This window comes from Aeromonas bivalvium, from assembly GCF_046078285.1.
GTDB classification, from domain to species: Bacteria; Pseudomonadota; Gammaproteobacteria; order Enterobacterales; family Aeromonadaceae; genus Aeromonas; species Aeromonas bivalvium.
Map to the genome: position 1 here is coordinate 80,210 of NZ_JBGXBV010000010.1, position 25,585 is coordinate 105,794.

The window sequence follows — 25,585 nt, forward strand, 5'->3', positions numbered from 1 at the left end:
AAACAGGGAGCCCTCTGGCTCCCTTCTTCGTTGCGCGCTCTGCGCCCTGGGATGCCGGACAACACAGAGGCGACCCAAGGTCGCCTCTGTGTTGTCGCCATAGTGCTGTCTGGCTAGCGGGCCTGGGCCAGGGTGCGCAGCACGGCCTCGTGCGCCTGACGGGTACGGCTGACGTGGCGCGGGGCGACCAGCACCACATCGTTGCCGGCCACGGCCCCCAGGATCTCGGGGTTGGCGTGGCGATCCAGCAGGCGCGCCACCACGGTGGCGGCCCCCGGGGTGGTGTGGATCAGCACCAGCTGGCGGTTGTGATCCACGGAGCGCACCATGTCGTGCACCGAGCGGCGACAGCCTGCGGGCTCCAGCTGATCCTCCACTAGCGTGTAGACCTTCTTGCCGCTGGCGTTCTGGGCCTTGGCGACGCCGAGGCGGCGCAACAGGCGGGAAATGGTGGATTGGCTGATGTCGGCGAAACCCTGCTGAGCCAACTCGGTGCGGATCTCTTCCTGGGTGCTGAAGCAGTGCTGGCCGACGATGCGACGACAGGCATCGAGCTGCGCCGTGTCGGTCTCCTGCTCCGCCGGATGGGGATGGGTCTTGACCAAGGTGGGTATCCTTTGGCTTTATCATCAGCGAGATCTGCGAACGGGTACGGTGACACTGGCGGGATCGACTGACGAGAGCGTATCGGGTAGTGGATCCATGGTGTTAACCATGGCAGAGGTGGCAAATTATAACCAATGGGCCAGCACAGGCTGTGACCCGCATCAAAAATGGGCCCCTCGGGGCCCAATATCAGATCCGTTCGTGCCAGCCTCGCCAGGAGGCGGTGGCATCAGTAACGCTCGCTGACGATGTCCTGGGTGAAGGACTTCTCGCAGTATTTGCACTTCATCCGTACCGCGCCCTTCACTTCGCGCACCCGGAAGTAGCTCTCCACCGGTTCGTTGTGGGAGATGCAGTTGGAGTTGGGGCAGTGGAAGACCCCTTCGATGAACTCCGGCAGCGCCAGCTGGTGCTTCTTCACCACCACGAAGTCTTCGATGATGTTGACGGTCGCCTTGGGGGCGAACAGGGCGAGCTGGTTCGCCTGCTGTTCGGTCAGCCGGGTGTTCTCTATCTTGATGAGATCCTTCTTGCCCAGGGCGCCGGATTTGAGGTTGAAGCCGACGGTGATCCGCTCCTGGGTCTCGATCAGCTGGAACAGCTTGAGGATCTTGATGCCCTGGCCGGCGGGGACGTGGTCGATGACGGAGCCGTGACGGATGGCTTCGACTTGCAGTTGGTTCTTGTCAGACATGATGTTCCCCTTTCCCTTAGACGGTTTCGTTCAGTACCAGTGCCAGCAGTGCCTGGCGGGCATAGACCCCGTTCTCCGCCTGCTGGAAGTAGTAGGCGTGGGGGGTCTTGTCGACGGCGACCTCGATCTCGTCGACCCGGGGCAGGGGATGGAGGATCTTCATGGTGGGCTTGGCCCCTTCCAGGGTCGCCAGCTCCAGCACGAACTTGGCGGCCATGTGCTTGTACTCGGTCTCGTCGAAGCGCTCCTTCTGGACCCGGGTCATGTAGAGGATGTCGAGCTCCGGCATCACCTCTTCCATGGTCTCGTGCACGCTGAAGCGGATACCCTTCTCTTCCAGCTCCTCGCAGAGGTAGTCCGGCATGGCCAGCGCTTCCGGGGAGATGAAGAAGAAGCGGCAGTTGAACAGGCTCAGGGCCTGGGCCAGGGAGTGGACGGTACGGCCGTACTTGAGGTCGCCGACGAAGGCGACGTTGAGGCCATCCAGCTTGCCTTGGGTCTCGTGGATGGAGAAGAGGTCGAGCAGGGTCTGGGTCGGATGCTGGTTGGAGCCGTCACCGCCGTTGATGACCGGCACCCGGGAGAACTCGGACGCCAGACGGGCAGCCCCTTCCTTCGGGTGGCGCATCACCACCGCATCCGTGTAGGAGCTGATGATCTTGATGGAGTCGGCCAGGGTCTCGCCCTTCTTGGCGCTGGTGTTGCCGCCGTCGGCGAAGCCGATGATGTTGCCGCCCAGGCGCTGTACCGCGGTCTCGAACGAGAGGCGGGTGCGGGTGGAGGCTTCGAAGAAGCAGCTGGCGACCAGCTTGTCTTTCAGCAGGCGGCTGTCGGGTTCGGCCTTCAACCGCTGTGCGGTGGCGACCACCAGTTCCATGTCGGACCGGGTCAGATCCGAGATGGAGATGACGTGTTTGTTATAGAGTGGATTGGTCATCGTCTGCATTCCCTTTGGCATCAATGAAGGTTTTTCCGGCACAAAAAAAAGCCCCTGAAACAGGGGCTCTTTTCAAAAAAAACGGGGGATCTGAGGGACGGGAACCGGAAACAACGGGGCCGCTCTGGTGCGCTCCACCCGTCTGCAAGGCTGCTTTTCTCATCAAAAACGGCATTGTTCTGTCCCGACCTTTTTCAAAACCGCACCGATTATAGGGCTGGTTTTTGAATTGTCAAAAATTTATTTTCAAGGCATTTTATCGGCAAAAAAACGTTTAACTGCCGTGAACGGGTCGACAAATCCAAATCTGGTGGCAGGGCTGCAGCGGCACCCCTTCGGCGACCATGGCGCGCAGATAGGCCAGTCTGTGGTGTCCCTCCAGAAGACAATAAGGTTGCGGCAGCAGCGGGTCATCCGAATAACGGCTGTCGACCCCGGAGGCGAGCACTATGATGGGCTCGGGCCAGCTGCCCCGGCTCAGCATGTCGGCGCCCAGCCAGGAGCGACGCACATAGCGGTTGTGGCAAAAGAGCTCCTGCCAGCGTGCTATCACCTCCATATGGCGGGAGTCTATCTGCTCTATGATACGGTCGGTGGGCCAGTGCTCGCACTCGAACCGGTGGCTGGCGAGATCGAGAAAACTCCAGTTGGACTCAAAGCCGCGCCAATGGCGGTAAATCCATTGAGCCAGCACATTCTCGGGAATGGCGGGGACCAGGGGGACGACCCGGGCCAGATAGTCGGGCAGGGGCTCAGTCCTGCGCTCATCCCTGAAGTTGAGCGGGGCCAGCAGCTGCAATAGTCGATAGTTGAGCATATGCGCACCTCCCTGCTCACCCTCTACCCTAATCCCTATTCTGTGACTTTCCTAGTTGGCTCCCGCTGCAAATACAGCCAGTTATCCTTCATGGGGTAGCAAAATCGACCTCGTTGTACAGCAATCGTGCAATCGCGTCACAATCCTAAAAAAAGCCTTTACCTTTGATCCCGGCTTTGTATAATTCGCCTCGTTTGTTGCAGGGGCGTAGTTCCAATTGGTAGAACAGCGGTCTCCAAAACCGATGGTTGGGGGTTCGAATCCCTCCGCCCCTGCCAAATTTCCAAAAAAGCCGACTATTTAGTCGGTTTTTTTGTGCCCGCCATTCAGCCTTCGCTCTCTCTCCTCTGATTTTCATCGCCTGCTTGCCCGCGGGCATCGCCGTTCCAGCGTCATCATGGGTGCTGATGGTCCCCAGAGGCGAACCGGGGCTATTGACTGTTATTTGTGTCAATAGCATCACCCGGTTGGCCATGGTAAATCTCCCCTACCTCATTAGGTGGTCGCAATGGTTGTGTATGGGGGAGAAACCAGTGTGAGCCGTCCCTGCGGGCGGCTCTGCCAAGGAGAGCAGACCATGAACAATGCAGTTGCTACCCAGTTGACCCAGTCCCATCCCGGAGGCTGGATGCCGATGGACCAGGCCCATGTCGCCCGCTGGCTCCAGCGGCTCAGGGCCCATGTCGCCGCCACCCCCAGGGCGCTTGTCCCGCCCATTGCCGAGCTGAAGAACCTGGTTGCCAGCACGCCTCTGCTGCAGGCCCAGGCTCAGGCCATGTTCGAGGAGGCGTGGCAACGGGAACGCGAGACTCCTATGGGTCAGTCCCAGGTACGCACCTTCGAGGAATTCCTCATCCTGCTCAATGGCATCATGACCACGGCGCCGGAGGCGTATCAGGATGTGCAGAGCCAGTCTCCCGCCGGCCTCATCGGCTTTCCCGTCAACGCCTTGCTCAACTGGCCCCTGGCGACGGGATCCGGCTACCTGTTCTTCTCCAATGCCCTGATCAATCAGCAGTTCAAGAAAATCCTCTGCTACTGGTCTCTGTTCCTGCAGAGCCCGGCATCCCGCTATGTGCTGACAGAGCGGGCCAGCCTGCTGGATCCCGACACCCTGGTGGTGCCCTGGCTTGGTGAGCTGGCCAAGCGGGAGATGGTGCAGGTGGCAGGCGGTGCCCTGGGTGAGGGGGTCAACCCGACCCCGGATAGCTTCGAGCAGATCTTCGAATGTGATCCGGCGGCCGACTACGAGGGCTTCGCCAGCTGGGATGATTTTTTCACCCGCACCTTCCGCCCCGGCGTGCGCCCCGTGTCGTCCCCGACGGACGAGGACGTCATCGTCAATGCCTGCGAATCGGCCCCTCTGCAGGTGCAGACCGGGGTCAGCCTCGGCCAGCCCTTCTGGCTCAAGGGGCAGGCCTACTCGCTGGAAAACATGCTGGATTTTGATGAGACTGCGCCCAGTTTTGAAGGGGGCACCGTCTATCAGGCCTTCCTCAGCGCCCTGAGCTATCACCGCTGGCACAGCCCGGTGAGCGGCACCATCCGCAAGGTGCGGGTCGTCAACGGCAGTTACTATCTGGGCAACCAGTATCAGGGATTCCAGGATCCCGACGGCGCCGACCCCAGTGCCCCCAACAACTCCCAGCCCTTCCTCACCTCGGTGGCGACCCGGGCGCTCATCTTCATCGAGGCCGACAACCCCAAGATAGGCTTGATGTGCGTGGTGCCGGTGGGCATGGCCGAGGTGTCGAGCTGCGAGATCACGGTGCAGGAGGGGGACAGAGTGAAGAAGGGAGATCAGCTCGGCATGTTCCACTTCGGCGGCTCCACCCACTGCCTGGTGTTCCGTCCCGGGGTCGAGCTGGCGTTCGACTTCTACGGTCAGACCCCCGGGCTGGAGGCGACCAACCTGAGGGTGAATACGGCCCTGGCCCGGGTCAGGTAAGCCCTTGCCGGGCTGATGTCAGAGGCCGCCTGCGGGCGGCCTCTTTTGGTTGGCTTCGTATGGCTTCATGCTCGTCCTTGTTGATAAAGATGAAAATACCAGGATCCACTAAAGTCCCACCTCGTTCGCGCCGATATCCTCTGACAAGATGGGGGTATTTCTCGCCTCCCGTCACCACAAGGATCCGTAGTCATGACTCTCTCTTTGCGCGGCAAGCTGCTGGCGACCAGCCTGGGGGTAGTGCTGCTGATGGCGGCCCTGCTCGGCATCGTTGCCTTCCACACCCTCAAATCCCGCACCATGAGTGCCATCCAGAGCGAGGCGGTCAACTATGGCCATGCCCACTCGGTGGCCATAGGCAACTGGATGGCGGATCGCAAGCACGCGGTCGAGGCCCTGACCGCCGTCATCGCCGACAATCCCCAGGCGACCCTGGTGCCCCACCTGAAGCAGGCCTACACCTCGGGCGGCTTTGGCCTCACCTACTTCGGTTCCACCCAGGGGGTGATGACGCGGCAGGATCCTTCCCTCAACACAGGCAACTATGACCCCCGTGAGCGCCCCTGGTATCAGGATGCAGTCAAGGCGGGCAGGCTGATCGTCACCGCCCCCTACGTCAGCGTGACCATGCAGAAACTGGTGGTGACCCTGGCCGAGCCGGTGCGGCATCAGGGGGAGCTGGTGGGGGCCGTGGGGGCCAACCTGGCCCTCGATACGTTGATCGACGAGGTGCTGGCCATGAAGGTGCAGGGGGAGGGGTACGCCATGCTGCTCGACAGCAGCGGCCTCATCGTCGGTCACCCGAACAAGGATCTGGCCCTCAAGCCGGTGGCAGAGCTGGCCCCCGGCCTCTCTGCCGCCACCTTCCGCCAGTGGGGCGAGAGCAGCAGTCAGCTGCATGGCGCCACCCTGGACGGACGTGAGGTACTGCTCTCGGTGCAAGCTGTGCCCGGCACCGACTGGTTGCTGGCCATGGTGATGTACAAGGAGGTGCTGGAGGCGCCGTTTGCCACCCTGTTGTGGCAGCTGGTGGGGCTGACCCTGGTGCTCTTGCTGGTGTTCAGCGCCCTGCTCATCGCCATGTTCAACTACCTGTTCGCCGATCTCGGCCGGGTGTCGAAGGCGCTGGCCGCCATCGCCCATGGCGAGGGGGATCTCACGGTACAGATAACGGCCAACAGCAAGGACGAGGTGGGGCTGCTGGCCCAGAACTTCAACCTGTTCGTGGCCCGGTTGCACGGCATCGTCAGCCGGTTGCGGGACGTCACCGTCGAACTGGCGGCCCAGTCGCGGACCCAGGCGGCGGGGGCCGAGGCTCGCAGCCTGCGGGTGCGCGAGCAGCAGGACGAGATCGTCATGGTGGCGACCGCGGTGACCGAGATGGCCTCCGCCACCCAGGAGATAGCCGGCAACGCCGAGTTTGCCGCCACCACCGCAGGGGATGCGGTCAAACTGGCGGTGGCCGGTCAGTCCCAGGTCGGCCAGAGCCAGCGCAGCATCACGGGGCTGGCGGACGAGGTAGCCGATGCCAGCCAGACCATCCATGAGCTCGATGGCCATGCCCAGAAGATCAGCGGCATCCTGGCCACCATCAGCGGCATCGCCGAGCAGACCAACCTGCTGGCATTGAACGCCGCCATCGAGGCGGCCCGGGCCGGGGAGCAGGGTCGCGGCTTCGCGGTAGTGGCGGACGAGGTGAGGGTGCTGTCGCGCCGCACCCACGACTCCACCGCCGAGATCCAGCAGATGATCGAGGCCTTGCAACAGACCACCCGCCGTGCCGTCGGCGGCATGGAGACCAGTCGTCAGCTGGCGGGCACCAGCGTGGAGGACGCCGAATCCGCCAACCAGAGCCTGGCGCGGATCAACGAGGCCATCGGCGCCATCAGCGACATGGCGACCCAGATAGCGGCGGCCGCCGAGGAGCAGACCTCGGTCACCGGCGAGATCAGCCGCAACACAGAGAACATCCGTCATGTCTCCCAGGATCTGGCGGCGCAGGCGAGGGAGGAGGCCGCCCAGGCCGCCGAGCTCAAGTCCCTGACCGAGCGCCTGGAGCAGGAGGTGGGCCGCTTCCGGCTCTGAGCCACGGCTCGGTTTTCCATGAACAAGGGCAGCCCATGGGCTGCCCTTGTTCATGCTCGCGGGTTCAGGGTGTCTGGCTGACCCAGATCAGCTGGTCGGTGGCAAAGCCGAGCCCCCTGGCCCGCTCGACCAGGGCCTCTACCTTCTCTTTGGGGGGATGGGGCGTGCGGGAGAGGATCCAGAGGTACTGGAGGTTGTAGCTGCTCACCAGGGAGAGGTCATAGTCCGTCGCCAGCACGTTGTAGCTGCCGTAGAAGGGGCCGAAGAAGCTCACCTTGAGGCGCCCCTCATCGCGCTCGCCCACGAAGTAGGCGCGCCCCTCGGCCTCGCGCCACTCCCCCTGTTCGTCCTGTCCCCGGTTGAGCACCCTGACGCCGCCGTCATCCCGCAGGCTGTAGTTGGCGGTGACCCGGCTCAGGCCGCGCTCGAAACCGTGATCGAGACGGGCCACCTCGTACCAGGTACCCAGGTAGCGGTCGAGCTGGAAGGGCTTGACCACCTGGTGCCCCGGTGGAATGCCGGTGCAGGCGGTGGCCAGCAGGGCCAGAGCGAGCAGGATCAGTGTGCGCATGTCATCCCTCCACGATACGCAGTTGTCCCGAGCGAAAGCGCGCCGCGTGTTCGCTCGGGGTGTTGCCAAAGAAGCGTTTGTATTCGCGGCTGAACTGGGAGCCGCTCTCGTAGCCTACCTTGTCCGCCGCCACCCCGGCCTTGAGGCCGTCGTGCAGCATCATCAGCCGAGCCCGGTGCAGGCGCAGGGTCTTGATGTACTGCAGGGGCGAGGTGGCGGTGGCCGCCTTGAAGTGGTGGTGGAAGGCCGAGACGCTCATGTTCGCCTCCCGGGCCAGCTCCTCCACCGTCAGGTTCTCGGTAAAGCGCTGCTCCATGATACGCAGCACCCGGGCGATCTGGCTCACCTGGCTGTGACGGCTGGCCATGGCCAGCAGGGCCGCGGCTCCCCCCTCGTGCAGGGCGTGGAACAGGATCTCGCGCACTATCTGGGGCCCCAGCACCCGGGCGTGCAGCGGTTTGTCCATCACATCGATGAGGCGCTCCACCGCGCAGAGCATGGTCTCGGAGAGGGGCACGGAGACCACGCCGCGACCCGGCTCCGCCGGGGCGGGGGCGGCGTCCCCCATCTCCAGCAGCAGGGCCTGCAGCGCCGCCACGTCGATCTCCACCGAGAGCCCCACCAGGGGGGATTCGGGGGAGGCGAAGCACTCGCACTCGCAGGGCAGCGGCAGGGTCATCATCAGGTAGTGCTCGGGGTCGTAGCGGAAGGTGAAGTCCGAGAGATAGCCCACCTTGTGCCCCTGCAGGATGATGATCATGCGCGGCCGGTAGAGCACAGGGATGCGGTCGTGGTGCTCCGTGGTGTAGATGAGGTGCACGCCGGGCACGGGGGCGGCGGTGATCCCCGGGTGTGGCGCCAGGGCGGCGAGGCGGCTGGCGAGGGCGGACTGGTGGGTCGCCACGACGGGCTGATTTGTACTCATTTATCCAGGCTCAGTAGAAATAGGCAAGAAATCGGCAGAAAGCTCCCTTGATGGTAGGTAGCTATAAGAGAAAAATGCAACCCATACCTTACCGATTACGATCACCCCGGGAGATCCCATGAACAACTTCATCCTGCACACCCCCACCAAGGTGCTGTTCGGCAAGGGCCAGGTGGCCCAGCTGCGCGGCCAGATCCCGGCCGACGCCCGCATCCTGGTCACCTACGGCGGCGGCAGCGTGGTGCGCAGCGGCCTGCTGGAGCAGATCCGCAGCGAGCTGGCCGGCCTGACCCTGTTTGAATTTGGCGGCATCGAGCCCAACCCCACCTACGAGACCCTGATGGGCGCCGTCGAACTGGCTCGCGCCGAGCGGATCGACTTCCTGCTCGCGGTGGGCGGTGGCTCCGTGCTGGACGGCACCAAGTTCATCGCCGCGGCCGCCCACTATGATCCGGCCAAAGACCCCTGGCACATCCTCGAGACCGTCGGGGGCGAAGTGGCCTCCGCCATTCCCCTGGGCAGCGTGCTGACCCTGCCGGCCACCGGCTCCGAGATGAACATGGGGGCCGTCATCACCCGCAAGAGCACAGGGGACAAGCAGCACTTCTTCTCCCCCTTGGTGATGCCGCGCTTCGCCGTGCTCGACCCCGTGCTCACCTACACACTGCCGGCCCGCCAGGTGGCCAACGGCGTGGTGGATGCCTTCATCCACACCCTGGAGCAGTACCTCACCTACCCGGTGAACGCCAAGGTGCAGGATCGCTTCGCCGAAGGGCTGCTGCTGACCCTGGCTGAAGAGGGCCCCAAGGCACTGGTGGAGCCGGAAAACTACGACGTGCGCGCCAACATCATGTGGAGCGCCACCTTGGCGCTCAACGGCCTGATCGGGGCCGGCGTGCCCCAGGACTGGGCCACCCACATGCTGGGTCACGAGATCACCGCCCTGCACGGCCTTGACCACGCCCAGACCCTGGCGGTGGTGCTGCCCGCCCTGCTCGATGCCAAACGTGAGCAGAAGCGCGCCAAGCTGCTGCAATACGCCGAGCGGGTCTGGGATCTGCGCAGCGGCAGCGAAGCGGAGCGCATCGACGGCGCGATCAAAGCCACCCGCGACTTCTTCGAGCGGATGGGGATCAAGACCCGGCTGCGGGATTACGTGGCCGACGCCAACATCGACACCCTGCTGGCCAAGCTCGAAGAGCACGGCATGACCGCCCTCGGCGAGCACGGCGACATCGACCTGGTACAGAGTCGGCATATTTATGAAGCCGCCTGGTAACAGGCGAGCGCGGATCCCCGGCGCTGCCGGGGGCTGAATCAGGGGACCCGAACCCGCCCGATGGCGGGGGCTGGGTCCCTCTGTCGTTACAAAAAGGTTACTTTTTCCCCTTTCGCCTCATCCGGTGAGCCAACGGCGGATTTCATAAGAACAAAAAACGCTAAGATAGAGGGCCGGCAAAACATTTTTTTTGACTGGTTGGATCACTTTTTTCAGCGCATTTTGCTGGTATTAAGCCTCTAATTTGGTTTGTTTTTTTTAATCAGGGTTCACGATGGACCGAATTCTTTACCCGCCCGCCCGGGACCGTGGTTGTAATAAAACTCCAAAATTTGATACTAATCACCTTCGCACCTGAAAAGCGGGGGCCTGACCATGACAGGAGGTTGCGGGAGAGCCTGCTGATTTTCATAACAAAGAGTCCTTGGCCTGCAATTTGGCCGCGCCTTGTTTCGCCAGAAATGAGACACTAGGTCGCGATTAATTATTAACCATCAGGGAATAGTCATGCAGATTGGAATACCGAGAGAGAGTCTCGCCGGTGAGACCCGGGTCGCAGCGACCCCGGCCACCGTCGAGCAGCTGAAAAAGCTCGGCTTCGAGGTGGCTGTCGAGGCCGGCGCCGGCCAGCTGGCCAACTTCGATGATGCCGCCTTCGAGGCGGCCGGTGCCAGCGTGGTGCCGAGCGTCTGGCAAGCCGACCTTGTCTTCAAGGTCAACGCGCCGACCGATGCCGAGATCGCCGAAATTAAGGATGGTGCCACCCTGGTGAGCTTCATCTGGCCTGCCCAGAACCCCGAGCTGGTCAAGAAGCTGTCCGCGCGCAACATCAATGTGATGGCGATGGACATGGTGCCGCGGATCTCCCGTGCCCAGTCCCTCGACGCCCTCTCCTCCATGGCCAACATCGGCGGTTATCGCGCCGTGGTCGAGGCCGCCCACCAGTTTGGTCGCTTCTTCACCGGCCAGATCACCGCTGCCGGTAAAGTACCGCCTGCCAAGGTCTTGGTGATCGGTGCCGGCGTCGCCGGTCTGGCCGCCATCGGGACCGCCGGTTCCCTCGGCGCCATCGTGCGTGCCTTCGACACCCGTCTGGAAGTGGCCGAGCAGATCGAGTCCATGGGTGGCGAATTCCTCAAGCTGGACTTCGGCGGCGAGGATGGTTCCTCCTCCGACGGTTACGCCAAGGTGATGAGCGAAGAGTTCATCAAGGCCGAGATGGCGCTGTTCGCCCAGCAGGCCAAGGAAGTGGACATCATCATCACCACCGCCCTGATCCCGGGCAAGCCGGCACCCAAGCTGATCACCAAAGAGATGGTGGACAGCATGAAGCCGGGTTCCGTCATCGTGGACATGGCGGCCCAGGCCGGCGGCAACTGCGAATACACTGTCTCGGGTGAACTGCATGTCACCGACAACGGCGTCAAGGTGATCGGTTACACCGATCTGCCGGGTCGTCTGCCTGCCCAATCCTCCCAGCTCTACGGCACCAACCTGGTGAACCTGATGAAGCTGATGTGCAAGGAGAAGGACGGCAACGTCGCCATCGACTTCGAAGACGTGGTGCAGCGCAACATGACGGTGATCCAGGCCGGTGACGTGACCTTCCCGCCCCCCGCCATCGCCGTCTCCGCCGCGCCGCAGAAGCCTGCCGCCAAGGTCGAGGCCAAGAAGGCCGAAGAGAAGAAGCCCTCCAACAAGAAGTTCGTGTTCGGTGCCCTCGGCATCGCCGCTTTCGGTTGGGTGGCCGCGGTGGCGCCTGCCGCCTTCCTCTCCCACTTCACCGTCTTCATCCTGGCCTGCGTGGTCGGTTACTACGTGGTGTGGAACGTCTCTCATGCCCTGCACACGCCGCTGATGTCGGTCACCAATGCCATCTCCGGCATTATCGTGGTCGGCGCTCTGCTGCAGATTGGTCAGGGTTCAACGCTCGTCACCGCGCTCTCGTTTGTCGCCGTGCTGATTGCCAGTATCAACATCTTCGGTGGCTTCACCGTCACTCAGCGCATGCTGAAGATGTTCCGTAAGGATTAAGGGGGTTTAACGTGTCTCAAGGACTGGTAACAGCATCCTATATCGTTGCCGCCGTGCTCTTCATCCTCAGTCTCGCGGGACTGTCGAAGCAAGAAACGGCCAAGCATGGCAACCTGTTCGGTATCGCGGGGATGGCCATCGCCCTCATCGCCACCGTACTCAACCCGGAAACCAGTGGCGTGCACTGGATAGTGCTGGCCATGGTGATCGGCGGCGCCATCGGCGTGCGTCTGGCCCTCAAGGTCGAAATGACAGAGATGCCCGAGCTGGTGGCCGTGCTGCACAGCTTCGTGGGCATGGCGGCGGTGCTGGTGGGCTTCAACAGCTTCATCGACTTGCACCCCTCCGCGCCCGCTGAAGTGGTCGTCTCCGTCGGCTCCAACCTGGATGCGACCCTGGCCGCGGCCCGGGCGGCATTCGAGCAGGCGGCCCAGGCCGTACAGGCCGAGCACCTCTCCGGCGCCATGCTGAACATCCACCTGGTGGAAGTGTTCCTGGGCGTCTTCATCGGTGCCGTGACCTTCACCGGTTCCGTGGTGGCGTTCGGCAAGCTGCGCGGTCTCATCTCTTCCAAGCCGCTGATGCTGCCCCATCGCCACAAGCTGAACCTGCTGGCGGTGCTGGTCTCCCTGGCGCTGCTGGTCTACTTCGTCAACGTCGGTGGCTCCACCATGGCGCTGATCCTGATGACCCTGATCGCCTTCGCGTTCGGCTGGCATCTGGTCGCCTCCATCGGCGGCGCCGACATGCCGGTAGTGGTCTCCATGCTCAACTCCTACTCCGGTTGGGCGGCGGCGGCGGCGGGCTTCATGCTCTCCAACGACCTGCTGATCGTGGTGGGTGCCCTGGTGGGTTCCTCCGGTGCCATCCTCTCCTACATCATGTGCAAGGCGATGAACCGCTCCTTCATCTCGGTCATTGCCGGTGGCTTCGGCTCCGATGGTGTCGCCTCCACGGCGGATCAGGAGATGGGTGAATACCGCGAGACCAATGCCGAAGACGTGGCGGACATGCTCAAGAATGCCCACTCCGTCATCATCACCCCGGGCTACGGCATGGCGGTGGCGCAGGCCCAGTACCCGGTGGCCGAGATCACCCACAAGCTGCGCGAGCGCGGTGTCAAGGTGCGCTTCGGTATCCACCCGGTGGCCGGTCGTCTGCCTGGCCACATGAACGTGCTGCTGGCGGAAGCCAAGGTGCCGTACGATATCGTGCTGGAAATGGACGAGATCAACGAAGACTTCGGCGACACCGACGTGGTGCTGGTGATCGGTGCGAACGACACCGTCAACCCGGCTGCGATGGAAGATCCGGGCAGCCCCATCGCCGGCATGCCGGTGCTGGAAGTGTGGAAGGCGCAGAACGTCATCGGCTTCAAGCGCTCCATGAACACAGGCTACGCCGGTGTGCAGAACCCGCTGTTCTTCAAGGACAACACCCAGATGCTGTTTGGCGATGCCAAGGCCAGCGTCGAGGCGATCCTCAAGGCGCTCTGATCGCCTGTTTCGCAACGCATATCCAGGGGGGCTCAGGCCCCCCTTTTTCATGTCCGCACGTCCCCGGCTGCCCCTGGTATCGCTCAGCCTGCCGCCTCGGGCATCACCCGATAGCCAGGTGACGCCAGCGTCACCACCCGACCGTGGCAATCGCTCAAAAGTCGGGCATAATGCCTGCCATCCGTGCGGGGCGACTCAACTAAATTTGAGATTTTCCGCAATAATACATATTTGATGAGATGAAAGAGGGGCAGCGCCCGACCATGGAGCACACGCAGATGAAGTCACAATGGATCGAATTTATTGCCCTGCTCAAGCGCGAAGTGGTACCTGCCCTGGGCTGTACCGAGCCCATGTCGGTGGCCCTGGCCGCCGCCAACTGCCGCAAGCTGCTGGGACAGGATCCGACCCGCGTCAGCGTCTGGGTCAGCGGCAACCTGTTCAAGAACGGCATGGGGGTCGGCGTGCCCGGCACCGGCATGATAGGCCTGCCGGTGGCTGCCGCGGTCGGCATCACGGGGGGTAACCCGGATGCGGGTCTGGAGGTGCTCAAGGGCCTCACCCCGGCGCAGGTGGACGCCGCCAAGGCGCTGCTGCCCCTCATCAAGGTGGACGTGAAGGATGTGCCCGACGTGCTCTACGCCGAGGTGCTGGCCGAAGCCGATGGTCACAGCGCCCGGGTGGTGATCTGCACGGATCACACCCGCATCGTGCTGATGGAGCAGGATGGCGAGGTGCTGATGACCCAGGCCAGCGCCCCCGGGGTGCAGATCCAGCCAGCCAGGTCGGCCAGTCCCGCCCTGACCCTGAAGGAGATAGTCGAGTTTGCCCTCGAGGTGCCGCTCGCCGAGATCGCCTTCATCGGTGAGGCCGCCACCATGAACCAGGCCCTGGCGGACGAAGGCTTGCAGGGCTATGGCCTGAGTATCGGCAAGATGCTGACCGATCAGGTGGAACGCAAGCTGCTCTCCGACGATCTGATGACGCTCGCCATGCGCCTCTCCTCCGCCGCGTCGGACGCGCGCATGGATGGCGCCATGCTGCCCGCCATGTCCAACTCGGGCTCGGGCAACCAGGGGATCGCCGCCACCATGCCGGTGGTCGCCGCCGCCCGTTTCCTCGGCTCCAGCGAGGAGCAGCTGACCCGGGCGCTGGTGATGAGCCATCTGGTGGCCATCTATATCAAGATGTATCAGAACAAGCTCTCCGCCCTGTGCGCCGCCAGCACGGCCGCCATGGGAGCCGGCGCCGCCATCACCTGGCTGCTGGGGGGCAGGTTCGAGCAGATCAGCCACTGCATCAACAACATGATTGGGGATGTGTCCGGCATCATCTGCGACGGCGCCGGCAGCGCCTGCTCCATGAAGGTATCCACCTCCACCTCGGCGGCGGTGAAGTCGTCCCTGATGGCGGTCAACAACCTGAGGGTGCCCCAGAGCGAGGGCATCGTCTCCGACGACGTGGATCAGACCATTGCCAATCTGGGGCAGCTCTCCAGGCAGGGCATGCTGGATACCGACATCGAGATCATCAACATCATGCGGGCCAAGCAGCGCAACTGAGCCAGCGGCGGGAGCAGAGGGCGGCAGAGCGGCCCGCCGCCCCAACGTCAGACAAAAAAAACCGATGGCCATGGCCATCGGTTTTTCGTGGGGAGTTGCAGCGCCATCAACCCTTGGCGTGGCGGTTCTCCGGGTAGTTCTTGGCCAGCACCTCTCGGGCATGCTGGGCCAGGGTCGGCATCTTGAGGGTCTCGTAAGATTCGACCATGATGACGAGCGCCTCTTCGGTCTGGGGCGTGTCCGGATAGGTCTCGACCACCTGCTTGGCCCGGTTGGCGGCGGCGATCAGGGCATCACGCTTCACATAATACTGGGCGACGCTGAGATCGTAGCGGGCGAGGCGGTTTTTCAGGCCTATCATGCGGGCACGGGCATCGGCCGCATAGCTGCTGTTGGGGTAGTTCTGCAGCAGGGTCTTGAAATCCTGGAACGCCTGGCGGGCGTAGGAGGGATCCTTGTCATCCCGATCGATGCCGAACAGATCCTGGAAGAAGTTGTAATCTGCCGCCATGTTGGTCAGGCCGCGCATATAGAAGACGTAATCGATGTTCTTGTGCGCCGGATTGAGACGGATGAAACGGTCGATGTTGGCGGTCGCTTGGGCGGTGTCATCCTGTTTGTAGTAGGCATAGATGAGGTCGAGCTGCACCTGATTGGAGTAAGCTCCGAACGGGTAGCGGGAGTCCAATGCTTCCAATAACTCGATGGCATTCACATAGTTGCCGGCATCCAGCTTGAGGCGTGCTTTCTGGTACAGGGTTTCCGGCGGTTCGTCGGGAACCTTGGGTTTGGTGCTGGAACAGCCAGTGATCAGGGTAGCGACCAAGGCGAGCGACATCAGCAGGTGAGACTTCTTTCCCATCAACAACATCCGGTCCATTTCCACGAAATTGGCAAAGTATCCGTTATGCTTGGCTAAAAGAAAAGCTAGAATACCCGGATTATTTCGAATTGAAACCCCCGCTCAAGAGACCATACATGAGCCAGCATATTGAATTAACAGGCGAATTCCAGGATCACCAATTCGGGCAGCGACTCGATCAGGCTCTGGCAGAAATATTTCCCGACTACTCCCGCACCCGGATCAAGGAGTGGATCCTGCAAGACAGAGTGACCCTGGATGGTCAGGTTGCCAACACACCAAGGGAGAAAGTCATCTCCGGGCAGCAGGTCCATGTGACGGTCGAGCTGGAAGATGACACCCGCTGGGATGCCCAGAACATAGCCCTCAACATCGTCTTCGAAGACGAACACATCCTGGTGATCGACAAGCCGGCCGGTCTGGTGGTGCACCCGGGGGCAGGCACGCCGGACGGTACCGTGCTCAACGCCTTGCTGCACCGCTACCCCGACATCGCCGAGGTGCCCCGCGCCGGTATAGTGCACCGTCTGGACAAGGACACCACGGGTCTCATGGTGATCGCCAAGACGATCCCCGCCCAGACCCATCTGGTGGAGGCGCTGCAGGCGCGCCAGATCACCCGTGAGTACGAGGCGGTCGCCATCGGCCACATGACCGCAGGGGGCACGGTCGACGCTCCCATCGGCCGTCACCCGACCCAGCGTACCCACATGGCCGTCATTCCCAACGGTCGTGATTCCGTGACCCACTATCGGGTGCACGAGAAGTTCCGCGGCCATACCCGGCTGCGACTGCGGCTGGAAACCGGTCGTACTCACCAGATCCGGGTTCACATGGCGCACATCAAGCACCCGCTGGTGGGCGACCCCGTCTATGGTGGTCGCATGCGTCTGCTGCGCAATGCCACCCCTGAGCTGACCGCCGCGCTGCGGGGCTTCCATCGCCAGGCCCTGCACGCCACCATGCTGCAACTGGCACACCCCATCACGGGTGAGGTGATGCAGTGGCACTCGCCCACCCCTCAGGACATGGTGGACTTGATGGCGGCGATGCGCGCCGATACCCTGGCCAACCCGGATGACCTGATCTGGGGTTGAGGGTCAGGGTCGCACAGACCCCGTGAGCATGGCGGCGGGGCACCCAGTGGGTGCCCCGCTTTTTATGGCAACAGGCAGAGGCCGCATAAAGGAGTGACAGATGAAGACCATTCAACCGGACTGGCCCGCCCCGGCGCGGGTGCGGGCCCTCTCCACCACCCGGGACGGTGGCGTGAGCCAGGGGGTCTTCGACGGCCTCAATCTGGGGGCCCATGTGGGCGACGAGCCCGCCAGAGTAGAGGACAACCGGGCCAGATTGCAGCTGGCGGCGGGGATCCCCGAGCCCCTCAACTGGCTCAATCAGGTGCATGGCATCGCCGTGCATCGGGTCAGCAAGCGGTATGAGAGTGCACCGGATGCCGATGCCGCCTGCGCCCACGAGGCCGGACTGGCCTGCATAGTGATGACCGCCGACTGTCTGCCAGTGCTGTTCTGTGATCGGGCCGGTACCGTGGTGGCCGCTGCTCATGCCGGCTGGCGCGGCTTGCTGGGCCATGAAGAGGGTGGCGTGCTGGAGGCGAGCATCCGGGCCATGGGCTGCGAGCCTGGGGAGATCCTGGCCTGGCTCGGCCCCGCCATCGGCCCTGCGGCCTTTGAAGTGGGGAGCGAGGTGCGCGATGCCTTTATGGCGGTGCAGGGCGAGGCGGCTGCCGCCTTCGTGCCTTCCAGCAATGAGGGCAAGTGGCTGGCGGATATCTACCAGCTGGCCCGGCTGCGTCTGGCCCGCGCCGGTGTCACCGCCATTTATGGCGGCGAGCACTGCACCTTCAGCGATGCCGAACGCTTCTACTCTTATCGTCGTGACGGTCAGACCGGCCGCATGGCCTCCATCATCTGGCTGGCCGAGTGAACACTCACCGGCCCCTTGCCTGCCAAGGGGCCGCGATCCTTCCGTTCCTGTGCCTTGCAGAAAAAATAACCAGCCCTGCCCCTTGAAATAGCCCGCACGGGCCTCATCTTCCTAATCAGAAAGTTCTGTTGTTTGCCGCGCAAGCGGTGTCCGTTTTCAAGGGGGGAGTGCAATGCGCCTCGATCGCCTGACCAGCAAATTCCAAGTTGCTATTTCCGATGCCCAGTCTCTCGCACTGGGTCGTGACCACCAATTCATCGAACCCGTCCACCTGATGGCCGCCCTGCTCAATCAGGACGGCGGATCCATTCGCCCGTTGCTGACCCTGACCGGGCTCGACATCAATGCCCTGCGCTCGCGTCTGGGCGAGGAGCTGGACCGCCTGCCCAAGGTGAGCGGCGTCGAAGGGGACGTCCAGCTCTCCAACGGCCTTGGCCGCCTGCTCAACGTCTGCGACAAGCTGGCCCAGCAGCGCAAGGATCAGTTCATCTCGTCCGAGCTGTTCGTGCTGGCGGCCCTGGACGAGAAGGGCAACCTGGGAGAGTTGCTGCGTGCCCAGGGACTGACCAAGGAAAAACTCGAAGCGGCCATCGACAAGGTGCGTGGCGGCAAGAAGGTGGATGATGCCAACGCCGAGGAGAATCGCCAGGCGCTGGAGAAGTACACCATAGACCTCACCGAGCGGGCCGAACTCGGCAAGCTCGACCCCGTGATCGGGCGGGATGAAGAGATCCGCCGCACCATCCAGGTGCTGCAGCGTCGTACCAAGAACAACCCCGTGCTGATCGGCGCCCCCGGCGTCGGCAAGACCGCCATCGTCGAGGGGCTGGCCCAGCGCATCATCAACGGCGAGGTGCCGGAGGGGCTCAAGAACAAGCGGGTGCTCTCCTTGGACATGGGGGCCCTGGTGGCCGGTGCCAAGTATCGCGGCGAGTTCGAGGAGCGGCTCAAGGCGGTGCTGAATGATCTGGCCAAGGAGGAGGGGAGCGTCATCCTCTTCGTGGACGAGCTGCACACCATGGTCGGCGCCGGCAAGGGCGAGGGGGCCATGGACGCGGGCAACATGCTCAAACCGGCCCTGGCCCGTGGCGAGCTGCACTGCGTCGGTGCCACCACCCTCGATGAATATCGCCAGTACGTGGAAAAAGATGCCGCTCTGGAGCGCCGCTTCCAGAAGGTGCTGGTGGAGGAGCCCTCGGTGGAGGACACCATCGCCATACTGCGTGGCCTGAAGGAGCGCTATGAGCTGCACCACCATGTGCAGATCACAGACCCGGCGATTGTGGCGGCGGCCCAGCTGTCCCACCGCTACATCGCGGATCGCCAGCTGCCTGACAAGGCCATCGACCTCATCGACGAGGCGGCGGCCAGCATACGGCTGCAGATCGACTCCAAGCCGGAATCCCTCGATCGGCTCGAGCGGCGCATCATCCAGCTCAAGCTGGAGCAGCAGGCGCTGATGAAGGAGGACGACGACGCCAGCCGCAAGCGGCTCGATCTGCTCAATCAGGAGCTGACGGAAAAAGAGCGGGAATACAACGAGCTGGAAGAGGTGTGGAAAGCCGAGAAGGCCGCCCTCGCCGGTACCCAGCACATCAAGGCGGCGCTGGAGCAGGCCCGTCAGGATCTCGAGGTGGCGCGCCGGGCCGGGGACTTGGGCCGCATGTCCGAGCTGCAATATGGCCGCATCCCGGAGCTTGAGAAACAGCTGGATCTCGCCACCCAGGCGGAGATGCAGGAGACCAGCCTGCTGCGCAATCGGGTCACCGACGTGGAGATCGCAGACGTCTTGGCGCGCTGGACCGGCATTCCGGTGGCGCGGATGCTGGAAGGGGAGCGTGACAAGCTGCTGCGGATGGAAGATCAGCTGCACAGCCGGGTGATCGGCCAGGAAGAGGCGGTGGACGCCGTCTCCAACGCCATCCGCCGCTCCCGGGCCGGGCTGTCCGATCCGAACCGCCCCATCGGCTCCTTCCTGTTCCTCGGGCCCACCGGGGTGGGCAAGACAGAGCTGTGCAAGGCGCTGGCGGAGTTCCTGTTCGATACCCAGGACGCCATGGTGCGCATCGACATGTCCGAGTTCATGGAGAAGCACAGCGTGGCCCGTCTGGTGGGGGCGCCTCCGGGATACGTGGGCTACGAGGAGGGGGGTTATCTCACCGAGGCGGTACGCCGTCGCCCCTACTCGGTGATCCTGCTGGACGAGGTGGAGAAGGCGCACCCGGACGTGTTCAACATACTGCTGCAGGTGCTGGACGATGGCCGCCTGACCGATGGTCAGGGCCGCACCGTCGATTTTCGCAATACCGTGGTGATCATGACCTCCAACCTCGGCTCGGATCTCATCCAGGAGCACTACGCCGAGAAGGACTACGAGGAGATGAAGGCTCTGCTGATGGAGCTGCTGACCCGCAGCTTCCGTCCGGAGTTCATCAACCGGATCGACGAGACTGTGGTGTTCCATCCGCTCGGCGAGGATCACATCAAGTCCATCGCCCGCATCCAGCTGGGGAGCCTGATGGGTCGTCTGGAATCCCAGGGCTTCGAGGTGGAGGTGAGCGAGGAGCTGCTGACCAAGCTGGTCCACGCGGGCTTCGACCCCGTCTACGGGGCGCGTCCCCTCAAGCGGGCCATTCAGCAGAAGGTGGAAAACCCGCTGGCCCAGGCCCTGCTCAGCGGTCGGGTCATCCCCGGCAAGCGGCTGCTGCTGGGTGCCGACAGCAACGGGCTCACCATGACCCAGTGATGGCTCTCACCCTCGTTCACAACGCCAGCCCTCGGGCTGGCGTTTTTTTTGGCGCAGCATGCGGGCGCCAACATGGCGATAACTATGGGTCATCGCATTGTGGTGATACGCGTCATACCATTAATGATTTCATTGTTATTACCAGGAGAGGGAGCCTTTGCCGATGAGAACACGATTTTCGTTCCTGCTGCTGTGCAGCAGCCTGGTGCCCCTGGCGGTACAGGGGGCGCAAGCAAGCCAGGATGTGCCCCAGATCTGCGCCACCTGTCACGGGATGAACGGCGTGCCCAAGGAGTCGAATATCCCCAATCTCTGGGGACAGTCCGAAACCTACCTGAGCGAGCAACTGCGCGCCTTTCGCAGCGGCAAACGGGTCAGCGACTTCATGAATCCCATCATCTACCAGTTGCGCGACGAGCAGATAAAGCGTGCCGCCAACCACTTCGCCAGCCAGGCCGCCGCCAAGGAGGTGAGCTTGCACTGGAGCGGCGACAAGTGGCCCGGGGACATGGAGACGGGGGAGCGGCTGGCCCTGGCCGGCAAACCCGAGCGCAATCTGCCAGCCTGCGTGGCTTGCCACGGCCCGAGTGGCGTCGGCGTCATGCCACTGTTTCCCCGTCTCGCCGGTCAGGATCCCGCCTATCTCAAGCGCCAGTTGATCTACTGGAAGGCCGACAAACGCCCGCTTGGCGCCATGGGCTCCATGCCTGCCATCGCCAAGTCCCTCAGCGAGGCGGAAATGGACGCCGTGGCCAACTACTTCGCGGCGCAGGGGGTGGCGAAATGAAGCATGCATATCTGATGGCCTGCCTGCTGGCCGGTCTGGCTCATGCCGAATCGTTCGAGGATCAGTTCAGCGTCCCGCTCGGGGAGAAGGCGCCCGATGGCAACTACCACAAGGTGCCCGACTGGTCTGCCGTGCCGGAAGGGGAGATGGGAGCGGCCATCAAGCGTGGCTACAGCCTGTTCGTCAACACCCAGCAGCTCAAGGGGCAGGGCCAGCCGGGGAACGGCTTGCAGTGCAGCAACTGTCACCTGGGCGCCGGCATCATTGCCGGTGCCAGCCCCATGTGGGGGGCTTATCCGGCCTATCCCGCCTATCGCAAGAAGAACAACAAGGTGAACACCTATGAGGATCGGCTGCAAGGCTGCTTCCTCTATTCGATGAATGCCAGAGAGGGCCGGCCCCCCGCCTATGACAGCCAGGCTATCCGGGATCTGGTGGCCTACTCCTACTGGCTGGCGAGCGGCGCCCCCATCAGTGACAAACTGCCAGGGCGCAACTTCTTCGCCATCGCCACCCCTCCTCAGGCCCCCGACTTCAAGCGGGGCCAGAGCGTCTATGCCGAGCGGTGTGCCGATTGCCACGGCATCGACAAGGCGGCGGCCTTCATCAAGAGCAACATGCCGCTCTCCCAGGGAGGGAGCCTGAGCGATCAGCAGGCCTGGGATGTCTCCCTTTACATCAACAGCCACGAGCGCCCTCAGGACCCCAGGTTCAAGGGGGACCTCGGCCAGACCACCAAGGCGTTCCATGGCACCTACTCCCAGTACGGCTTGCCTTCCCCGGTGGATGGCCACCTGCTGGGCAGCAAGGCGTATTGAGGGCAGAGGCAGGGCTACAGAGGGGCTCAGGCCCCTTTTTTCATGGGGCGCCCGGGTGCAGGCAAAAAAAAACGGCAATCCGAGGATTGCCGGGAGGAATGTATTCGATGCGACCTTGCGTGGGTTGAGCGGGTCGCAGGGGCAAGCCCCGGTTTCGCAGAGGGGCATCCAGGATGAACGCCCTGCTTACAGCCTGTCCGGACTGCGCTCTTTCAGTCCGCACCGCCACACACCTTCAGCATCCGGCATGGGTTGCCGGATACCATCAATCTGCTTACAGCATGCCCGGGACGGCAGCTTTCATCTCGGATGGTCAGACGCCGACCTGTATCTGCTGGTCTATGTGCTCCTCTGTGCCGACCCGGGATGACCCTATGCCCATGACCTGCTTACAGCATGCCCGGGATGGCGGCCTTCATCTCGGATGGCCAGACACCTACCTGCACCTGACCTATGTGCTCTTTTTGCAGCAGCAGCATGGCCAGACGGGATTGGCCTATGCCGCCGCCTATGGTCTGCGGCATCCGTGCGGCCAGCAGGTCCTGGTGCCAGTCGTACTGCAGGCGATCCTCGTCGCCGGTGATGGCGAGCTGGCGGCGCAGGGCCTCGGCGTCCACCCGGATCCCCATGGAGGAGATCTCGAAGCTGTCTTCCAGCACAGGGTTCCACACCAGGATGTCGCCGTTCAGACCCGCCAGACCCAGTTCGCTCTCGCTGCTCCAGTCGTCATAGTCCGGGGCGCGCACGTCGTGGCGCTCGCCGTGGGAGAGGGCGCCGCCGATACCGATCAGGAACACGGCCCCCAGCTCCTTGGCGATGGCGCGCTCGCGCCCCTTGGCGTCGAGATCCGGGTAACGGGTCAGCAGCTCTTCGCTGTGCAGGAACTGGATCTCCGCCGGCAGGAAGGGGGTCAGCGCGTGCTCGGCGCAGACCGCGCGCTCTGTGGCCTTGATGGCGGCCCAGATGCCGCGCACCGTCTCCTGCAGGTAGGCCAGATCCCGGCGCTCGCCCGGCATCACCTTCTCCCAGTCCCACTGGTCGACGTAGACGGAGTGGATGGGGGTCAGCCTGTCCTCGTCCGGACGCAGGGCCTTCATGTGGGTGTAGATGCCCTCACCCGGGCCGAAACCGAAGCGGCCCAGGGTCTGGCGCTTCCACTTGGCGAGCGAATGCACCACTTCGTAGCTGTGCTGCGGCAGGGTCTTCACCTTCACTTGCACCGCATTCTCGTGGCCGGAGAGGTTGTCCTGGGTACCATCGCCGACCCGGCTCAGGATGGGGGCTTGCACCTCCATCAGACCCAGTTGCTGGACGAGTTGGCGGGAGAACATCTCTTTGACGAAGCTGATCTGCTGCTGGCTGCGAATGTAGTGCTGTTTCATGAGGAAATACCTGTCTCAAAGCCGTTGGATGTGGCGATTCTTCAACAGATTGCGCACCAAATTCAATATTCGATAATAGAAATAGGCTTTGGCTATTTTTTTCTTCAAAATAACCCGGTCATTAATGAGATATCGTTAACGGGAGTGCAAAAAAGTGCCAGAAAATTATCGGATCGATAATCTCGATCAGGCCATCCTCACCGCCCTGATGGAGAATGCGCGCATCCCTTACGCCGAGCTTGCAAAACAACTGCTGGTCAGCCCGGGTACCATCCATGTGCGGGTGGAGAAGATGAAGCAGGCGGGGATCATAGAGGGGACCAGGGTGCAGGTGAATGCCAAGCGGCTGGGCTACGACGTCTGCTGCTTTATCGGCATCAACCTCAAGAGCGCCAAGGATTACCCCTCGGCCCTGGCCAGGCTGCAGGCGCTGGACGAGGTGGTGGAGGCCTACTACACCACGGGCAATTACAGCATCTTCATCAAGGTGATGACCCGTTCCATCGACGAGTTGCAGACCGTGCTGATCCACAAGATCCAGACCATAGACGAGATCCAGTCCACCGAAACCCTGATCTCGCTGCAAAACCCCATACTGCGGGACGTGAAGCCCTGAGGGGGCAGGGAATGGAGGGGGCGAGATGGAAACGCCGACCTCGCGGCAATACCCGATATTGGGAGACGCAGACCCTGACGGGAACCATCAGGGTTCGATATAGGGGATGCCGTATTTGTCGTAGATGGCCTTGAGGCGACCATTGCGCTTCATCTGCAGCAGCTCGGCATCGTAGGCCGCCATCAGGGCCGGGGTGTCGGCATCGGCCCTGGCCTTGCACCAGACATGGTAGTAGGGGCTGCTCTTGAGGGGTTTGGGCAGGTAATCAACCTGGTCGGTCAGCCCCTCTTCGCGGATCTGGCCGAAGGCAGTGACCAGGGACATGGGCACCAGGTCGATACGCCCGGCCACCAGTTTGCGCAGTTGCAGCTGGTTGAGGGGGATCTCCTGAAACTGGTAACCGGGGGCATCCAGTACGGCGCTGAGTTCGGGGGTGTAGGCGTAATCCCGGGTGAGACCGATACGCCAGGGTTTGAGATCCGCGATCGATTGATACTGGATGCGCGCCTTGTCGGCCTTGCGCACGAAGAAGTGCCAGCTGTGGCGGATGTGGGACTGCTTCGGATAGAGGAGGTAGGCTTCCCGTTCGGGCTGGAAGGAGTGGCTCATCAGCAGATCGTAGCGCCCCGTCCTGGCATTTCGGGTGAGGCGAGCACTCGAATCGGTCAGGGTGATCTCGATGGGCACCCCCATGGCGGTGAAGATCTCGGTGAGCAGCTCGACGTCCATGCCGGTCGGGCGTTGCTGGGCGTCGAGGTACTTGAGCGGTGGCTCCAGCATGCCGCCAATCACCAGCGTCTTGGCGGTGAGGGCGCAGGGCAGCAGCAGCCATAACAGGAACAAGATCCGCAATCAGCTTCTCCAAAAGCCATGGGGGCGGCGCCTTGGCCGCGGTTGTCGAGATCATATCGACCATCCCTGGTCGATGCTTGAGTCCCGCACTCAGGTCTGCTGGCAACCCTTGAGCTGTTGATTGAGCACCTGCATCACCTGGCGGCGGCTGATGATGCCTATCACCTTGCCCTGCTCGACCACGGGGTAGATGCGAGGCTTGGCCCCCGTCATCTGGCGGGCCAGATCCAGGATGCTCTCGTCGGGGCCGATGGAGAGGGGCGTCTTGCTCATCATGTCCTGCACCTGGGTGCGGGTGTCGCAGTGGTAGCTGCCGGTCAGCAGGCTGGGGATGCAGTCCTGCTCGGAGAGAAACCCCACCAGCTGATGCTGGTCATTGAGCACGGGCAGACCGCTCAGGCCGGAGGCATGCAGGCTGTCGAGGGCGGCGGCCAGTCCCTGTTGGGGAGAGAGGGAGTGGCTCAGGCGGCTCATGTGATCGCGTACTTGTAACATATTGATTGCTCCACGGTTCTGGTTGCCTGCACTATGAGACAGTCGCTCCGTTGGCACCAATGGGTGGTGCCGCAGGGATTGATAGACCATATCATTGGCGATGGGGTGAAGATGCGATCGGCCGGG

The 25,585-nt window shown here is 62.9% G+C and carries 22 protein-coding genes and 1 tRNA gene; 13 read left to right on the forward strand and 10 right to left on the reverse strand.

Going from position 1 to position 25,585, the window contains the following annotated elements; genetic code table 11:
* Positions 1 to 113: 113 nt before the first annotated feature.
* The 4 genes from ACEUCR_RS17910 to ACEUCR_RS17925 form a co-directional block, all read right to left on the reverse strand.
* On the reverse strand, positions 114 to 605 hold the full coding sequence (locus ACEUCR_RS17910) for an arginine repressor (protein ID WP_041997944.1): 492 nt from the start codon (positions 603 to 605) through the stop codon (positions 114 to 116).
* A gap of 230 nt (positions 606 to 835) precedes the next feature.
* Positions 836 to 1,300 (reverse strand): aspartate carbamoyltransferase regulatory subunit, encoded by a 465-nt coding sequence (gene pyrI, locus ACEUCR_RS17915; RefSeq protein ID WP_041997942.1) that lies wholly within the window; start codon positions 1,298 to 1,300, stop codon positions 836 to 838.
* A 16-nt stretch (positions 1,301 to 1,316) separates the two neighbouring features.
* Positions 1,317 to 2,237, reverse strand: coding sequence for an aspartate carbamoyltransferase (gene pyrB / locus ACEUCR_RS17920; protein ID WP_010676005.1), 921 nt, complete (start codon positions 2,235 to 2,237; stop codon positions 1,317 to 1,319).
* Between the two features lie 274 nt (positions 2,238 to 2,511).
* Positions 2,512 to 3,054: a hypothetical protein gene (locus ACEUCR_RS17925; protein ID WP_408775603.1), complete on the reverse strand. Its 543-nt coding sequence runs from the start codon at positions 3,052 to 3,054 to the stop codon at positions 2,512 to 2,514.
* 201 nt (positions 3,055 to 3,255) lie between these two features.
* Between ACEUCR_RS17925 and ACEUCR_RS17930 the strand changes: the two genes are divergently transcribed.
* The 3 genes from ACEUCR_RS17930 to ACEUCR_RS17940 all read left to right on the forward strand — a co-directional run bounded on the left by ACEUCR_RS17930 (position 3,256) and on the right by ACEUCR_RS17940 (position 7,087).
* Positions 3,256 to 3,332 (forward strand) — tRNA-Trp (locus tag ACEUCR_RS17930).
* Between the two features lie 299 nt (positions 3,333 to 3,631).
* The gene (locus ACEUCR_RS17935) at positions 3,632 to 5,002 is read left to right on the forward strand and encodes a phosphatidylserine decarboxylase family protein (protein ID WP_408791697.1); all 1,371 of its coding nucleotides are present in this window, start codon (positions 3,632 to 3,634) and stop codon (positions 5,000 to 5,002) included.
* A 192-nt stretch (positions 5,003 to 5,194) separates the two neighbouring features.
* Positions 5,195 to 7,087 (forward strand): methyl-accepting chemotaxis protein, encoded by a 1,893-nt coding sequence (locus tag ACEUCR_RS17940; protein WP_408791699.1) that lies wholly within the window; start codon positions 5,195 to 5,197, stop codon positions 7,085 to 7,087.
* A gap of 64 nt (positions 7,088 to 7,151) precedes the next feature.
* On the opposite strand, the gene ACEUCR_RS17945 is transcribed toward ACEUCR_RS17940, so the two are convergent.
* The gene (locus ACEUCR_RS17945; RefSeq protein ID WP_111874231.1) at positions 7,152 to 7,658 is read right to left on the reverse strand and encodes a lipocalin family protein; all 507 of its coding nucleotides are present in this window, start codon (positions 7,656 to 7,658) and stop codon (positions 7,152 to 7,154) included.
* 1 nt (position 7,659) lies between these two features.
* Entirely contained in the window at positions 7,660 to 8,583 is a 924-nt protein-coding gene (locus ACEUCR_RS17950; RefSeq protein ID WP_392445518.1) for an AraC family transcriptional regulator, read from the reverse strand.
* Positions 8,584 to 8,701: 118 nt separating this feature from the next.
* On the opposite strand from ACEUCR_RS17950, the gene yqhD reads away from it, so the two are divergent.
* The 4 genes from yqhD to ACEUCR_RS17970 all read left to right on the forward strand — a co-directional run bounded on the left by yqhD (position 8,702) and on the right by ACEUCR_RS17970 (position 14,954).
* Positions 8,702 to 9,862 (forward strand): alcohol dehydrogenase, encoded by a 1,161-nt coding sequence (gene yqhD / locus ACEUCR_RS17955; RefSeq protein WP_111874229.1) that lies wholly within the window; start codon positions 8,702 to 8,704, stop codon positions 9,860 to 9,862.
* A 507-nt stretch (positions 9,863 to 10,369) separates the two neighbouring features.
* On the forward strand, positions 10,370 to 11,896 hold the full coding sequence (locus ACEUCR_RS17960; protein ID WP_408791701.1) for a Re/Si-specific NAD(P)(+) transhydrogenase subunit alpha: 1,527 nt from the start codon (positions 10,370 to 10,372) through the stop codon (positions 11,894 to 11,896).
* An 11-nt stretch (positions 11,897 to 11,907) separates the two neighbouring features.
* Positions 11,908 to 13,392, forward strand: a complete 1,485-nt coding sequence (gene pntB, locus ACEUCR_RS17965) for a Re/Si-specific NAD(P)(+) transhydrogenase subunit beta (protein WP_041997926.1) — start codon at positions 11,908 to 11,910, stop codon at positions 13,390 to 13,392.
* Positions 13,393 to 13,655: 263 nt separating this feature from the next.
* Positions 13,656 to 14,954, forward strand: a complete 1,299-nt coding sequence (locus ACEUCR_RS17970; protein ID WP_111874281.1) for an L-cysteine desulfidase family protein — start codon at positions 13,656 to 13,658, stop codon at positions 14,952 to 14,954.
* Positions 14,955 to 15,060: 106 nt separating this feature from the next.
* Here ACEUCR_RS17970 and ACEUCR_RS17975 read toward each other — a convergent pair whose 3' ends face one another.
* Positions 15,061 to 15,816 carry an outer membrane protein assembly factor BamD gene (locus tag ACEUCR_RS17975; protein WP_111874227.1) on the reverse strand — a complete coding sequence of 252 codons (756 nt, stop codon included), beginning with the start codon at positions 15,814 to 15,816 and terminating at the stop codon, positions 15,061 to 15,063.
* Between the two features lie 116 nt (positions 15,817 to 15,932).
* Between ACEUCR_RS17975 and rluD the strand changes: the two genes are divergently transcribed.
* The 5 genes from rluD to ACEUCR_RS18000 all read left to right on the forward strand — a co-directional run bounded on the left by rluD (position 15,933) and on the right by ACEUCR_RS18000 (position 22,114).
* Positions 15,933 to 16,913, forward strand: coding sequence for a 23S rRNA pseudouridine(1911/1915/1917) synthase RluD (gene rluD / locus ACEUCR_RS17980; RefSeq protein ID WP_041997921.1), 981 nt, complete (start codon positions 15,933 to 15,935; stop codon positions 16,911 to 16,913).
* 100 nt (positions 16,914 to 17,013) lie between these two features.
* Positions 17,014 to 17,763, forward strand: a complete 750-nt coding sequence (gene pgeF, locus ACEUCR_RS17985; RefSeq protein WP_408791703.1) for a peptidoglycan editing factor PgeF — start codon at positions 17,014 to 17,016, stop codon at positions 17,761 to 17,763.
* Positions 17,764 to 17,935: 172 nt separating this feature from the next.
* Positions 17,936 to 20,509 carry an ATP-dependent chaperone ClpB gene (clpB, locus tag ACEUCR_RS17990; RefSeq protein WP_408791705.1) on the forward strand — a complete coding sequence of 858 codons (2,574 nt, stop codon included), beginning with the start codon at positions 17,936 to 17,938 and terminating at the stop codon, positions 20,507 to 20,509.
* A 163-nt stretch (positions 20,510 to 20,672) separates the two neighbouring features.
* Positions 20,673 to 21,296 (forward strand): c-type cytochrome, encoded by a 624-nt coding sequence (locus ACEUCR_RS17995; protein ID WP_408791707.1) that lies wholly within the window; start codon positions 20,673 to 20,675, stop codon positions 21,294 to 21,296.
* Positions 21,293 to 22,114, forward strand: a complete 822-nt coding sequence (locus ACEUCR_RS18000) for a c-type cytochrome (RefSeq protein ID WP_408791709.1) — start codon at positions 21,293 to 21,295, stop codon at positions 22,112 to 22,114. The genes ACEUCR_RS17995 and ACEUCR_RS18000 overlap by 4 nt, the downstream gene beginning before the upstream one ends.
* A 389-nt stretch (positions 22,115 to 22,503) precedes the next feature.
* Here ACEUCR_RS18000 and asnA read toward each other — a convergent pair whose 3' ends face one another.
* Entirely contained in the window at positions 22,504 to 23,496 is a 993-nt protein-coding gene (gene asnA / locus ACEUCR_RS18005; protein WP_408791710.1) for an aspartate--ammonia ligase, read from the reverse strand.
* 154 nt (positions 23,497 to 23,650) lie between these two features.
* Here asnA and asnC point away from each other — a divergent pair, with 154 nt between their 5' ends.
* Complete coding sequence (asnC, locus tag ACEUCR_RS18010; RefSeq protein ID WP_111874222.1) at positions 23,651 to 24,112, forward strand: transcriptional regulator AsnC; 462 nt, start codon at positions 23,651 to 23,653, stop codon at positions 24,110 to 24,112.
* A gap of 87 nt (positions 24,113 to 24,199) precedes the next feature.
* Here the strand turns inward: asnC and ACEUCR_RS18015 are convergent, their stop codons facing one another.
* Positions 24,200 to 24,964 carry a substrate-binding periplasmic protein gene (locus ACEUCR_RS18015; protein WP_408791712.1) on the reverse strand — a complete coding sequence of 255 codons (765 nt, stop codon included), beginning with the start codon at positions 24,962 to 24,964 and terminating at the stop codon, positions 24,200 to 24,202.
* A gap of 90 nt (positions 24,965 to 25,054) precedes the next feature.
* Positions 25,055 to 25,459 carry a CBS domain-containing protein gene (locus ACEUCR_RS18020; RefSeq protein ID WP_111874221.1) on the reverse strand — a complete coding sequence of 135 codons (405 nt, stop codon included), beginning with the start codon at positions 25,457 to 25,459 and terminating at the stop codon, positions 25,055 to 25,057.
* Positions 25,460 to 25,585: the final 126 nt, after the last annotated feature.